At 69.3% G+C, this 13,691-nt stretch carries 13 protein-coding genes and 1 pseudogene; 10 read left to right on the top strand and 4 right to left on the bottom strand.

The window, feature by feature from the left end; translation table 11 throughout:
• Nucleotides 1-23: 23 nt before the first annotated feature.
• Entirely contained in the window at nt 24-962 is a 939-nt protein-coding gene (locus tag OG385_RS07995; protein WP_266853170.1) for an amino acid ABC transporter permease, read from the top strand.
• Nucleotides 959-1,744 (top strand): amino acid ABC transporter ATP-binding protein, encoded by a 786-nt coding sequence (locus tag OG385_RS08000; RefSeq protein ID WP_323183642.1) that lies wholly within the window; start codon nt 959-961, stop codon nt 1,742-1,744. The genes OG385_RS07995 and OG385_RS08000 overlap by 4 nt, the downstream gene beginning before the upstream one ends.
• Nucleotides 1,745-1,919: 175 nt before the next feature.
• Here OG385_RS08000 and OG385_RS08005 read toward each other — a convergent pair.
• Nucleotides 1,920-2,641 (bottom strand): annotated as a pseudogene (locus OG385_RS08005) (trans-aconitate 2-methyltransferase).
• 219 nt (nt 2,642-2,860) lie between these two features.
• On the opposite strand from OG385_RS08005, the gene OG385_RS08010 reads away from it, so the two are divergent.
• Nucleotides 2,861-3,490, top strand: coding sequence for a CGNR zinc finger domain-containing protein (locus tag OG385_RS08010; RefSeq protein ID WP_266853172.1), 630 nt, complete (start codon nt 2,861-2,863; stop codon nt 3,488-3,490).
• Here OG385_RS08010 and sodX read toward each other — a convergent pair.
• Nucleotides 3,394-3,819 carry a nickel-type superoxide dismutase maturation protease gene (gene sodX, locus OG385_RS08015; RefSeq protein WP_266853173.1) on the bottom strand — a complete coding sequence of 142 codons (426 nt, stop codon included), beginning with the start codon at nt 3,817-3,819 and terminating at the stop codon, nt 3,394-3,396. The two genes, OG385_RS08010 and sodX, sit on opposite strands and share 97 nt — an antisense overlap.
• Before the next feature lie 142 nt (nt 3,820-3,961).
• Between sodX and sodN the strand changes: the two genes are divergently transcribed.
• On the top strand, nt 3,962-4,357 hold the full coding sequence (sodN, locus tag OG385_RS08020; protein WP_266853175.1) for a superoxide dismutase, Ni: 396 nt from the start codon (nt 3,962-3,964) through the stop codon (nt 4,355-4,357).
• 7 nt (nt 4,358-4,364) lie between these two features.
• Here the strand turns inward: sodN and OG385_RS08025 are convergent, their stop codons facing one another.
• Together OG385_RS08025 and OG385_RS08030 are read right to left on the bottom strand one after the other, a co-directional pair.
• Nucleotides 4,365-5,519, bottom strand: coding sequence for a site-specific integrase (locus OG385_RS08025; RefSeq protein WP_266853177.1), 1,155 nt, complete (start codon nt 5,517-5,519; stop codon nt 4,365-4,367).
• A 24-nt stretch (nt 5,520-5,543) separates the two neighbouring features.
• Nucleotides 5,544-6,044, bottom strand: a complete 501-nt coding sequence (locus OG385_RS08030) for a helix-turn-helix transcriptional regulator (protein ID WP_266853178.1) — start codon at nt 6,042-6,044, stop codon at nt 5,544-5,546.
• Nucleotides 6,045-6,164: 120 nt separating this feature from the next.
• On the opposite strand from OG385_RS08030, the gene OG385_RS08035 reads away from it, so the two are divergent.
• The 6 genes from OG385_RS08035 (at nt 6,165) to OG385_RS08060 (ending at nt 13,665) form a co-directional block, all read left to right on the top strand.
• A complete protein-coding gene (locus OG385_RS08035; protein WP_030628141.1) occupies nt 6,165-6,359 on the top strand; it encodes an AlpA family transcriptional regulator in 195 nt (64 codons plus the stop codon).
• Nucleotides 6,360-6,502: 143 nt separating this feature from the next.
• Entirely contained in the window at nt 6,503-7,942 is a 1,440-nt protein-coding gene (locus OG385_RS08040; protein WP_266853180.1) for a DUF3631 domain-containing protein, read from the top strand.
• A 315-nt stretch (nt 7,943-8,257) separates the two neighbouring features.
• A complete protein-coding gene (locus OG385_RS08045) occupies nt 8,258-8,827 on the top strand; it encodes a hypothetical protein (protein ID WP_266860707.1) in 570 nt (189 codons plus the stop codon).
• The gene (locus OG385_RS08050; protein WP_266853182.1) at nt 8,817-10,514 is read left to right on the top strand and encodes a mobilization protein; all 1,698 of its coding nucleotides are present in this window, start codon (nt 8,817-8,819) and stop codon (nt 10,512-10,514) included. Before OG385_RS08045 ends, OG385_RS08050 begins: the two co-directional genes overlap by 11 nt.
• Nucleotides 10,515-11,299: 785 nt before the next feature.
• Nucleotides 11,300-13,255, top strand: a complete 1,956-nt coding sequence (locus OG385_RS08055; protein WP_266853183.1) for a hypothetical protein — start codon at nt 11,300-11,302, stop codon at nt 13,253-13,255.
• The gene (locus tag OG385_RS08060; protein WP_266853185.1) at nt 13,252-13,665 is read left to right on the top strand and encodes a hypothetical protein; all 414 of its coding nucleotides are present in this window, start codon (nt 13,252-13,254) and stop codon (nt 13,663-13,665) included. The genes OG385_RS08055 and OG385_RS08060 overlap by 4 nt, the downstream gene beginning before the upstream one ends.
• Nucleotides 13,666-13,691 lie beyond the last annotated feature (26 nt).

Genomic DNA, 13,691 nt, shown 5'->3' on the forward strand with positions numbered 1-13,691 from the left:
GCCGGCGCTGAGAGGTATCACCTATGACTGCTGACATGGAAAAGGTGAGCGGCGCGGTCGACGCGCCGCCCACCGGACCGCAGGCCATCAGGGCCATCCCGGTCAGGCACTTCGGACGGTACGTCGCCGCGGTGGTGGCCGTGGCCCTGCTGGCCTCGATCGTCTACGCGTTCTCCCAGGGCAAGATCAACTGGGGTGCGATCCCGGACTACTTCTTCGACCACCGGATCATCCACGGTGTGGGCCAGACGCTGCTGCTCACCGTGCTCTCCATGGCAATCGGCATCGTCGGGGGCATCATCCTCGCGGTGATGCGGCTGTCGAAGAACCCGGTGACCTCGTCGATCGCGTGGTTCTACATCTGGTTCTTCCGGGGCACTCCGGTCCTGGTCCAGCTGATGGTCTGGTTCAACCTGGGCCTGGTCTTCACGTACATCAACCTCGGTCCGATCTACAAGGACTACTGGTCGAGCTTTATGACGCCGCTGCTGACGGCGCTGCTCGGTCTCGGCCTGAACGAGGCCGCGTACATGGCGGAGATCTGCCGGGCCGGGCTGCTCGCGGTCGACGAGGGCCAGACGGAGGCCGCTCACGCGCTCGGCATGAGCCATGCCAGGACGCTGCGGCGCATCGTGGTCCCGCAGGCGATGCGGGTCATCGTGCCGCCGACCGGCAACGAGGTCATCAACATGCTGAAGACCACCTCGCTGGTGGCCGCGGTGCAGTTCTACGAACTGCTGCGGACGGCCCAGGACATCGGGCAGACGTCCGGGGCCGCGGTGGAGATGCTGTTCCTGGCCGCCGCCTGGTATCTGGTGCTCACGACGATCTTCTCCATCGGCCAGTTCTACCTGGAGCGCTACTACGCGCGCGGCTCCAGCCGCAGCCTGCCGCTGACCCCGTTCCAGCGGGTCAGGGCGAACCTGGCTTCCTTCAGCAACCGCTCGGGGGTGTCCGCATGACGGCGACGGTGAAGGCCGGGAAGACGGCGATGGTGAAGGCCGAGGGCGTCCACAAGTCCTTCGGACCGACTCAGGTGCTCAAGGGGATCGACCTGGAGGTCGCCCCGCGCGAGGTGTTCTGCCTCATCGGCCCGTCGGGCTCCGGCAAGTCGACGTTCCTGCGGTGCATCAATCACCTGGAGAAGGTCAACGCCGGACGGCTGTACGTCGACGGGGACCTGGTCGGCTACCGCCAGAAGGGCGAGAAGCTCTACGAGCTGAAGGACAGCGAAGTCGCTCTGAAGCGCCGGGACATCGGCATGGTCTTCCAGCGCTTCAACCTCTTCCCGCACATGACCGCCATCGAGAACGTGATGGAGGCGCCGGTCCAGGTGCGCGGTGAGGCCAAGGCCGTCGCGCGCGCCCGCGCCGAGCGGCTGCTGGACCGGGTCGGGCTCTCCGACAAGGCCGGCAGCTATCCGACGCAGCTCTCCGGCGGTCAGCAGCAGCGGGTGGCCATCGCCCGCGCGCTGGCGATGGAGCCGAAGCTGATGCTCTTCGACGAGCCGACGTCGGCGCTCGACCCGGAGCTGGTGGGTGACGTACTGGACGTGATGCGCGGCCTCGCGGACGACGGCATGACGATGATCGTCGTGACCCACGAGATGGGCTTCGCCCGGGAGGTCGGCGACGCGCTGGTCTTCATGGACGACGGCGTGGTGGTCGAGTCGGGCCACCCGCGGGACGTCCTGACCGACCCGCAGCACGAGCGGACGAAGTCGTTCCTGTCGAAGGTGCTGTGAGCGGTCGCACCAGGCGTACGTGAAGGGGGGTACGGGCGCGTCGGCCCGTACCCCCCTTCACGTTCCGCACGCCCGCCGGACGCACGCGGAGCCTTCCGCACGCATACCGGACGCACGCCGGGCCTTCCGCACGCATGCCGGTCCGTCGGGGACCGTCGGAGCCTTCGGGTCCCGGCTACTTCACGGCGAGCACCAGGGTGTCGGACGGCGAGGCCCAGACAGGTCGCGCCTCCGCGAAGCCCGCCGCGCGCAGGGTGTCCGCGTGCCACCGGGCGGACGGTGTGTCCCCCTCCGCGTGCTCGCCGTAGATCCGGTACCGCTCGGCGGTCGGTCCCGCGAGGACGGGGTCCTTGGCGGCGAGGGCCCACCAGTCCGCCCAGTCGAGGGCGCCCGCGGCCCCGGCGCGGTCCATGGCGGCGTGCCGGTGGGCACGCTCGGCCGCGTTGATCCGCGGCGTCCCGTCGTCGGTCATGTGGTCGGCGTTCATGTACACGCCGCCGTCCACGACGAGGGAGCCGATCTGCCCGTAGAGCGCGGCGAGCGGCTCGGTGTGGAGCCAGTGCAGCGCGGTCGCGGTGAGCACCGCGTCGTACTCCTGGTGCGGCAGCAGCCCGGTCCAGGCGGGGTCCTTGAGATCGGCGGCCACCAGGGTGACGCGGTCGTCACCGGCGAAGCAGCCCCCCGCGATGGCGAGCAGCGCAGGATCGAGATCCACGCCCGTACTGGTGGCTCCGGGGAACCGCTTCAGCAGCCGATCCGTGATACTTCCCGTACCGCATGCGAGATCCAGCACCCGGGGAGCAGGTCCCACCAGCGCCTCGACCTCCCCCATGGCCTTAAGGGCATGGGGGGACCCCCATCCAGCATGACCCGGAACCGCTCCTCGCGGTCGGGCATGTACCACTCCTGCTGCCGGTCCCAGCTCTCCTGCCAGGACTGCCAGTCCGTACCCGCCACCGACTCCGCCACCGCTTCCTCCACTGATCCGAAAACTGATCCGACCGCCGCGAACCCGTCCACAGCACCACCCAGGTACCCAGGTAATACCCTCGAAGGATGAGCAGCCATTACGGCCGCCCGCTCGTCGACACTAGACCGCCTCCGTAAGGACTACAAGTGGAACTGGCCTATTACTCGGACTACGCCGTGCGCCTGGTGAACACCGAGGAGCCGGCCCGCAACAAGGACTCCCTCACCTCGGTCGAAGCGGTACGCGAGCTCTTCGGCGCGAACGCGTCCGCGGCCCGGCGCGCCACGGACGCCGACGTCACCCGCTTCCGCTCGGTAAGGGGCAGGCTGCGCGCCGTGTTCAAGGCGGCGGACGAAGGGGACGAGACACTCGCGGTGGACCTGCTGAACTCACTGCTGCTGGAGTTCCCGGTCTCACCGCAGATCTCGGGCCACGACCACCGGGACGACGACGACCGGCCGCTGTGGCACATGCACCTGGCCGACCACCCGTCCAACGCGACGTCCGGCTACGCCGCCATCGCCTCGATGGGGCTCGCCTTCCATCTCACCGAGTACGGGGTGGACCGGCTCGGCCTGTGCGAGGCAGCGCCGTGCCGCAACGCCTATCTCGACACATCGACAAACCGATCCCGGCGCTACTGCTCGGACCGCTGCGCGACCCGCGCCAACGTGGCCGCCTACCGCGCGCGCAAGCGCCTGGAGACGTCCCGGTCCGCCAGCACCGGCCGCACCGCCGACGCCAGCCAGGAGAGCAGCACAGCGGCCGAGCGCTGACGGCCCGGCATGATGGGCCGGTACCTGGCCCGCACCCTCCCGAGCAGCAACTCCTCCGGTACGGTGCCGAACGCGCGGCTGTCCACGCCCTCGGCGTGCGTGTTGTCCCCCAGCACCCACCAGCCGCCCTCACGCCGCTCGATCAGCCGCTTCACGATCAGCAGATCCTGCTGCAGCGGATGGCGCAGCACAGCCACGTCGCCCGGCCTGAGCCCGGCGCCGTAATGCACCAGCAGCTGGTCACCGTGGAGCAGGGTGGGCACCATGGACGGCCCCGTCACCTCCGCCACACCCAACGGAGCCCGCGTCTCCCGCCCCTGATCCGTCATCCGGCACCTCCCGGTCCGATCGTCCACCAGTCCCATACTGACCCTGGACTTTTGTCCTAAGCCCCAGGGGGCACTCGCGAAATCGGGCCTCTCACGGAGTAATGTCCCACCCGAGAAGACGATCACGAGGAAGGACAGCTCCATGCTTTCCCGCCTGTTTGCCCCCAAGGTGAAGGTCAGCGCCCACTGCGACCTCCCCTGCGGCGTGTACGACCCGGCCCAGGCCCGCATCGAGGCCGAGTCGGTCAAGGCCGTACAGGAGAAGTACCAGGCCAACGAGGACCCGCACTTCCGGGCCCGCGCCACGGTCATCAAGGAAGAGCGCGCGGAGCTCGCCAAGCACCACGTGTCGGTGCTGTGGAGCGACTACTTCAAGCCGCCGCACTTCGAGAAGTACCCCGAGCTCCACCAGCTCGTCAATGACACCCTCAAGGCGCTGTCGGCGGCCAAGGGCTCGACGGACCCGGCCACGGGCCAGAAGGCGCTTGACTACATCGCCCAGATCGACAAGATCTTCTGGGAGACCAAGAAGGCTTGATCTATGGCTAGGCCGTCTGACCTGCGGTTTCGCTGGTCATGTCGCCTACCTGTCCGCACCCGGTCCGCAGGCCGCCGAGAACGGCGTCCATCACGGACCGGGTGCGGTCTTCTTCGCCCGGCCACAGATGTGCGTAGATCCGCAGCGTGATGACGGCGGACGCGTGGCCGAGGACCATCTGGACCTGCTTCACGCTCGCGCCGCCGGCGATGAGCGCGGAGGCGTAGAAGTGCCGCAGGTCGTGGGTCACCATGTGCGGCAGCTCGACGGGTTTGCGGCCCTCACGCTTGGCTGCTTCGCTCTCCCCCGCCTGGAGCGCCCTACGTGCGCAATTCCACTCGGTTTTCCAGCGGCGGTAGTTGAGCGGTTCCCCCTCCTCCATCGTGAACAGCCACTCCGTGGAGGGGCGCGCGGCGAGGTGCCCGAGGAGCGCGTCGGTGACGACCTCCCCGACCGGAACCGTGCGCCGGGACTTCGCGGTCTTCGGCGGGCCGATCTTCCCCGACTGGAGCCGCTGCCGCTCCACGCGAATGCTCCCGGCCTTGAAGTCGATGTCCGACACCTTCAGGCCCAGCAACTCGCCTATGCGCAAGCCTGACCCTGCGAGCATGACGACGGCTGCCCGGATGTACGGCGGCATCACGCGTGCCATGGCCTCCACCTGGGCGACGGTGGGCGGGGTGACCTCCTCGTCCGGCATGACCGGAAGGGTGATCCGGCGGCACGGAGTGGATGCGATGACCTTGTCGTCCACGGCCGCGGTCATGACGCGCACGAGGACGTCGTGGACGTTCCGGACGCTGCCGGGGCCGAGCTGGTCGGACAGGTGCTTGAAGAGCACCTGTATGTCATTACGGCGTATCGCCGCCAGTGAGCGGGCGCCCAACGCCGGTACGAGGTGGAGCCGGAGCGCATTGTCGGTGATGCGCTCACCCGCCTCGCTCGCGATGAGCGAGCCCTGCCACCTCTCGGCGTACTTCTGGAACGTGATGCGACCGGCGCGCGGGTCGACGTACTGACCGGTGACCACGCTGGTCGTGACTTCGTCGAGCCAGCGCTGGGCGTCGAGCTTCCGGTCGAAGTGGCGGGCGTGCTCCTTGCCGTCGAGGTCACGGTATCGGGCGCGCCATTTGCCGTTGGGGCGCTTCTGGATGTTCGCCAAGTGGCTTCTCCTCTGTGCTGGTTGTCAGTAGTGGCCCCCGTCCTCGATGTCGCCGCTGAGGACGCGGGCGTCTCGCTCGTCCCCCATGAGGCGGAGGCATTGCTCATGGATCGCCCGCGAGCTGTCCGGGTGGGCCTTGATGTGGCCGGCGACGGCGACCACGGCACGGTGCAGACGGTCGCGGGCGTCACGGGTTTCGTAGAACGCTTCGACGGCTTCCTGGACGAGCCGTCGGCTGTCGACGTCGAGCCCTTCGAGGGGCGGCGACATCAGCTCTTCGAGGGGGAGCTCGAAGACGCGGGAGAGGGCGAGCGCCTCGTCGAGGTTGATCCGGCGACGGGGTGAGCCGTTCTCGATGCGCCAGACGGCCGTCTGGTTCATCTTCACTCCGGCTCTGGTCACCCGTTCGGCCAGCTCGGTCGTGCTCCACCCTCTGACCTCGCGCTCCAAGGCCACGCGGCCCGCCACGTTGCCTTCGCTGTAGAGCAGCGGCACCTCGCCGCCCCCGGTCATGTCGTCGTCCATCGAACCTCCATCGCGACCGTCGCTATCCGAATTGAAACATGGGCTTCCCGGTTTGGCTAACCGCCGATCATGAGGTACTCCTTATGCAGATCGAATCGACGCCTAGCCGAATGGGAACGCATGCGATACCTGACCACCGCCGAGGTCGCCGAGCGCTACCGCACCGCCGAGAGCACCGTCCGCTACTGGCGCCAGCTCAAGAAGGGGCCGCGCGGCATCAAGGTCGGCAAGCGGGTCCTCTACCCCGAGGCCGAACTGCTGCGCTACGAGCGCGCGCTGATCGACGGCGGAGACGAGTGGGGCCTGGCCTCATGAGCCGCCGGACCGCCCGGACACAGGAACGGCCCTCGGCGCGCCTACGCCGAGGGCCGGAGATCCCCTTGCACCTCGCCCATCCCTGAACGAACTGGTCGGGGGCGAGACCTTGCCCGTCTCGCCCCCACCTGAGAGGAACATCTATGAAGGACCCTACGTCCCCCGCCACCTCGAAGGCATCCGGTGTTGCCTGGCCACCGATCGCGGTCCCGGGCCAGGGTCTGCCTCGCGACCGAGAAGCACGCCCCGCCATCGGAGGCCCGCCCGCCGATGCTCCGAGCCGGAGCTCACGCGATTCGCGACCTGCCGAAACTAGTGCCCCGACAACAGCGTCGGACAGCGCAGGCATTCCTGCTCCAGGCGGACCAGAGTCCCAAGATAGCGGCGGGCCGGCAGGCGCAGGCAGCGCGCTGCTGGACGACCTCCGTACGGCGATCGGGCGGTACGTGGTGCTGCCGAGCGACGAGGCCCTGACCGCGGTCACCCTCTGGGTCGCGGCCTCCCACATCCAGCCCGGCCTCCAGCACGCGCCACGGCTGGCGGTGGTCGGGCCGACCAAGGGGTGCGGCAAGTCCCGCCTCCTGGACGTCCTCTACGAGACCGTCCACCAGCCGATGATGACGGTGAACACCTCCCCCGCCGTCGTCTTCCGCGTCATCGGCAAGAACCCGCCGACGCTGCTGGTGGACGAGGCCGACACCATCTTCGGCCCCAAGGCGGGCGACAAGGAGGACCTGCGCGGCCTTCTGAACGCCGGGCACCAGCGCAACCGGCCCGCCTGGCGGATCTCCGGGCCGGAGCACAAGCCGACCGCGTTCCCCACCTTCGCCATGGCGGCGCTGGCCGGCATCGGCGACCTGCCGGACACGATCATGGACCGGGCGATCGTCATCCGCATGCAGAAGCGCAAGCCGGGTGAGCGGATCACCCCGTTCCGATCGCGATACTCCGTACCGGAACTGCACGCGATTCGCGACCGGCTGGCCGACTGGCTGGTCCCGCAGCGCGGCACCGTCGCGGGCGCGGTGCCGAAGATGCCCGTCGAGGACCGCGCCGCCGACACATGGGAGCCTCTCGTCATCGTCGCCGACCTCGCCGGCGGGCACTGGCCCGCGCGGGCACGTGCCGCTTGCCTCGCGATGACGCGCAACGAGGTGGTCCAGGACGAGCAGACGACACTGAAGACGCGGCTGCTGCGTGACATCCGCCGCGTCTTCGACCAGGAGGCCAGCAAGGAGGCCATGCGCAGCCAGGACCTGCTCGCGGTCCTCATCCAGGACGCCGAGGCCCCGTGGGCGGAGTACGGCACGAAGGGGCTGAACGCCTACCACCTGGCGAATCTGCTGCGCGACTTCGGTATCAGCCCGGCCAACTACCGATTCGAGAACGGCAGGCAGGCCAAGGCGTACGCCCGCAACCAGTTCGTGGACGCATGGGCCCGCTACTGCCCCGACCCCGCCCTGTCGGCATTCACCGCCGAGGTCCCGGCACATCCGACCCGGGGCAGGCCGCCCGCCCCTCCGTCCGGGACGCTGCCCACCGGCCCGCCGGGAGGGCCCGCAGGCCCCAGGCCCACTCGCTGACACCAGGTCCGCATCAATCCGTCGCATCCGTCCCCGCGCAGGTCAGCGCGGGGACGGATCTCCTCGGCGTTACGGATCACTCCGTACCTGCCTCCGTCTCCGTACCTGTGCTGACCAGCCACGCGACGGATGCGACGGATGCGACGACGGGCCACCCCACACGACTGACGGAGCACCACCATGCCCGAATCGAACGCCGACGACCCCACCTCCCGCCGCCGCAGGAAGCTGTTCAGGCTCACCCGACGACCAGCAGCAAGCTGGAGCGAACGAGCCTCTAACGAGGCTTCGTCCGCGCTTGCCCCCGCCTCAGGGATGGCGGAGGACAAGGCCGAGCGCCAGGGGGCGCCCGAGCCGAAGGAGGGGGTGGCCGAGGACTCCGGCCGGCCCGCAGCCGACTCCGCTCCTCCCAGTAGTCCGGCCGATGCCCCACCGCTCGTCGAGCAGCTCTCCTGGCGGGATCTCGACGCCCCTGCCCTGCCCGCGCAGATGAACCGCAAGCGCACCGTGGAGAAGCGCGACCAGGAGAAGACCATCCGCTTTACACGCACCGCAGTCCAGGTGATCAGCGCCGCCGCTCACCAGCGCGGTCAGAGGTTCGCCGGATTCGTCGGAGACGCGGCCCTGGCTGTTGCGCAGGGCAAAGCGGAGATGGTCGGCAGTCCGGAGGACGATCCACTGCGCCCGCTGATCGAGGCCGTCGAGGCGCACACGGTCGCGCTGAACCGCATCGGCGGCAACCTCAACCAGATCACTGCCGCCATCAACCGAGGAACCGTGCCCGAGCGCGCCGAGACGGTTCTCGACCACGTCGAGCAAGCAGCACAGAACAGCTTCCACCTCATCGACCAGCTCCTCGCGAACGGCACGGCTCATGGTTCCTGACGTCTCCACCGGCTCCGACAGCCGCGGACTGATCGCCTACCTCTTCGGCCCTGGCCGCCGCGACGAGCACACCAACCCCCACATCGTCGCCGCCTGGGACATGGCCGGCGCTCCCGACCCCGGCCGCGACCCGGCAGCCACCTACTCCCAGCTCGCCAGGCGACTCGACCACCACGTCGATCTCCGCACCCGCGAGCTAGGCGGCAAGAAGCCACCGCAGCACGTCTGGCACTGCCCGGTCCGCACCGCGCCCGGCGACCGCTACCTCACCGACGCCGAGTGGGCCGAAGTCGCCCGCCGCGTCGTGCACGCCACGGGCATCGCCCGCGACGGCGACGAGCGGGCCTGCCGATGGATCGCGGTACGCCACGCCGACGACCACATCCACATCATGGCCACCACCGTCCGCGCCGACGGACGCCGCCCACGCACCCACCAGGACGGCCGACGGGCCCAGGCCGAGTGCCGCAGGATCGAAGCCGAGTTCGGCCTGCGCCGGCTGAAGTCCGGCGATCTCACGGCACCCCGCATCCCCACCGGCGCCGAACGCGCCAAGGCCGAGCGCCAAGGTCAGACCGTGACGGCACGGCAGTGGCTGCGCGAGCGGGCGTACGCCGTCGCCGCTGCCGTACACAACGAGGCCGACTACTTCACCGTGCTGCAATCCCTCGGCGTGGAGGTCAAGACACGCCTCGGTCCTGAGACCGGCGACGTGATCGGCTACAGCCTCGCTGCACCGGGCGACACCAACGCGGCCGGCGAACCCGTCTGGTACGGCGGTTCCAAGCTCGCCCCCGACCTCTCCATCAACCGCCTCCGCGAACGCCTCCCCGAGCAGGAGGTAGCCGGCCGCCCCAGGTTCGCGGCGGACCCCGCCGAGCCGTGGCAGCACACCGTCGCCGCGATACAGACGGCGCACAACGCCCTCGAATCCGACGACGATGCCGCCGCCCAAGGCCAGCTCGCCGCCTTCGGCGACGCCCTCTACAACATCGCCAGCGCCACACCCGGCCCGCACCGCACAGAGCTACGCGCAGCGGCCACGGCGTTCAACCGCGCCCGCCGATCCGCCACCCGCGCCGACCACCAAGCAGCCCACGCCCTTCGTCAAGCCGCCAAGGAACTCGCCTACGCCTCCAACGAACCAGGCGGACTCGCCGTCGCCCTGCTCTTCGCCACCGTGCACCTGGCCCGCGCCGCCGCGAAGTGGCACGAGCAGCGCGGCCACGAACAGCAGGCCGCAGCAGCCGACGAAGCCTTCCACCACCTCCAGGCGGGCTACGAGCAGGCCGCCGCGCCTGTCCTAGCGGACCTGACGCGCCGCGCCCCACGAGCGGATACCGCCCGCCGCTTCGGGCAAGACCTCCGCGCGGCCCTTCCCGACCACGCCGACCGCATCATGGCCGACCCCACTTGGATCGCCCTGACCACAACCCTTGCCCAGGCTGAGAGTGCCGGCCACAACCCCCGACGTCTCCTGGCCGAGGTGGGCACCCAGCGAGACCTCGACAGCGCGAAGTACCCCGCCGAGGTCCTCGGCTGGCGCATCACCGCTCAGCCGAACCGGCGGGCACAAGCAGCTCGAAGGCAAAGCACCATCAGCGGCACATCGGCCGGTTCCGCCACGCCACACCCTCCGGCCACACCAGTGGCCACAAGGCCCAAAGATCGCAGTCGACACCGCTGACCCCGGTCAGTTGCCCATCTGCGGGGGCGTCCTCATCACGCCGTAGCCTGCCGGTGTCCGCTACCTCGCATAACCATTCATCCTCGGCACCCTGAAGCGGGGGCGTTCCGTCGAACAGTTCCTTGGACCGGCTGGAACCCCCGAGAGGCCGGGCAGGAGACGGCATCAACGGGTCGACGGCCTACCGTGTCGTGACTCATGACGAGGAGATCCCAACGCGCCAGCCCGCCAATCGAGGTCGTGTTCGTGCCGCCCGTTGCGTAACGAACGTCGACACCGCGAGGAGCGGGCCGGACCGGCCGCAGGCGTTGTCCGGTCTCCGTGTACCTGGCGAGTGTCCGCTGTAGTTGGCGAGCCGCACGTCGCTCGTCTCGGTGAATGTGGCGAAAACGGCAAACGGAGCTGGAGCGCCGCGCCCCGACGGCCCGTCAGATGGACCGGCAGGTCGCAGTCGGCCAGGCCGGGCAGTTCGCCAATTCTCCTGCGTCGCACGCCTGGACGGAGGTACGATCCTCACCGTCGCCGCCGCCGAGGGCGGCCTGCTGCGCAGCTGGCGGAGACCGCGATCTCCGTCGGCAAGACCCGAGTACGCCGCCCGCACCTCACGGGGCGGGTACCCGGATTCCGCCTTCAGGCCACCGAAGCGACGCCGGGTCAGCCCAGCGACGGACCGCGGTCCTCACCGGGGCGGGCACGGGTGCGTTGCGCTCCGATGGCGCTCTGCTCGCGTACGCCGATCACCGGCCGCGAGCACGCCTCGCGCTGGCCCACCCGATTGAGGCCATGTGAGCACCATCGAACGCCCCGACGAGCTCCCCGACATCCAGGTCATCGACATCCGCTCCGGCGACCGCTCCGCGCCGTTCGAGCACCGCGTCGCACCGGTCAGCCAGACCGCCAAGGCGATCAAGGCCCTTGAAAGGGACCGACCCGGCGTCCAGCTCACCGACGACGCCATTCACCGGATCGCGTACAGCGCGGTTGAGCCGGACCTCCTCACCGATCTCCGCCCGGAGGTCCGCCGCGTTGAGACCGGCTGGCTGACCGTCATCAACTACCGTGCGTACACCCTGATGCTGTCCCCCGCGGTGGAGAACGACCGGCTCCTCGACGAGGTCCACTACGCGGCCGACCCGAACACCGTGGCCCGACAGCAGGTCCTGTCCATGCCCACCGCGCACGAGACCGACGCCGCCCTCATCTACACCAACCCCATGGACGCCCTCCTCGACTCCGTCGACCGGGCATCCATGAAGGTGAGGAACCAGAACAAGCAGGAAGTCGGCCGGCGCATCGTGGAGCGCCCCCTGACGGCCGTCCCCGTCGTCTTCCTCAACCCCGGGCGCCGCCCCGCCGGAGACCTGGGTCTTATCGACGGCAACAGCCGCTGGGGGTCCTGCACCGCCTGCATCCCGGCCCCGACCGGCCTGATCGGCCCGGCCAAGAACAAGGAGCGCCCCCCGCTGCTCCCGTCGTACCTCATGAGCCTCCCCCTCACCGAACGGCGCAACTTCGTCCGGGAGGTCATCAAGAAGGCATACCGCGACATCAAGGCCGCCACCGGCACGAGCAAGGCCGCCCGCGCCAAGCGCGACCAGGCCGCCGTGCTCCTCAACGCCATGACCGTCCCAGTGGAGGTCGTCGTCGGCTACACCGACGACGACCCGAGCATGGGCATGCAGCGCTTCCCCGCCGCGGTCCGCTCGCTGCTGATGCGCATGAACATCGGAGTGAAGGAGTTCGCGGACGCCTCGAAGAACGGCATCACCGCCGAGGAGACCGTCACCGCCCTGTTTGATGCTGGCGAGCTCGGTAACAACGCCCAGGCCGTCAAGGACGTCCTCCTCGGCCGCGTCGACATCACCGACCCGATGAAGACCCTCGGCCTCAACGCCCTCCGCGACCTCCGGTTCGCGTTTATTGCCCAGCAGCTCACCCGCAAGGAGCCCAGGCTGCAGGCGATCACGGCCGCCAAACTCGACAAGAGCAACCTCCAGCTCTCCGGCCGCAGCGGCTTGGTCACCGAGCTCGGCCTGCGCTCGTACTCCACCTCCCTCGGTGAGGGCATTAGGCCCGTGCGCACTGCCCTGGAGAGCGGCTGCCTGTGGCAGGACCTCGTCGCCCACGAGTGGACTGTCGAGAACGTCGACAACGACAAGGCCGTGGACGGTCTTCTCCAGGACGCCGAGAACGGCGACATTCCCGCCAAGTTGCTCCTCGGCGTGCTCGCCATGGTCGCCCTCGTCACCAGCGGGAACCTCCTTGCCCCCGGCGGTTCCGCCGAGCAGATCGTCAACCACACGGTCATGCGCACCGGCATCGGCACGGTCGTCAAGGCCGTCCTCGAAAAGGAGGAGGGACCGCAGGTCCTCGCCGACGCGATCAAGCGGATCCGAGCCGGTGAGAGCCCGCGCTGGTGGACTGACGGACGTCTGGTCGAGCACGACGACTGGAAGGGCAGCGACTTCAACGCCCACCTGCGTCTCGCCGCCCTCCACGGGTTCAACCCCAAGAACGGGACGAGCGGGCTCTCCGGCACCGCCCGCGAGGAGAGGGCCCTCACGGACTTCCAGGCGTCCCTCACCGTGGCCGTCAACCGCCTCAACGACCTGATCACGCTGCGCAAGGAGAACGGCACCACCGACGAGCTCTCCTGGGAAAGCGTCGAAGCCTCCGTCAAGCAAATCCGTCTGATGGACAGGGCCCTCGTCCGCATCTCCGAGGAGGAGCCGCCCGGATGACCGACACCGTCTGGACCGGTCTCGTCGCCATCACCGACACCCGGTACGCCATGCTCGCCCAGCTCGCCGGCCAGTGGCTCGTCGAGGAACGGCCCAAGCCGGTCCCCATCGGCGAAAACTACGGGTACGAAGACAAGGCCATTTACGTCGTGGTCAACCGGGAGGGTCTCGCCTGCTACTGCGGAAGGACCGCTCCGACCCGGATGCTGACCCGGGGAGCCGCCGCAACCAGGCTCCACCAGCACGTCAGCCGCACCAGGTCGAAGAAGGAGGAGTGGGCCGAGTACTGGGTGATCCCGCTGAGCAGCGCTGCCCCCGACCACATCGTCTCCAGCCTGGAGAGAACCGTGGCCGCCCGCCTCGGCATCCCCCTCATGCACCGGGCGCGCATCCCGCGCGGGCGCGCCTGACCGCTGGCCGACGCCCGAAACGTACC

The sequence above is a fragment of the Streptomyces sp. NBC_01306 genome, assembly GCF_026340465.1.
In the GTDB taxonomy this organism is placed as follows: domain Bacteria; phylum Actinomycetota; class Actinomycetes; order Streptomycetales; family Streptomycetaceae; genus Streptomyces.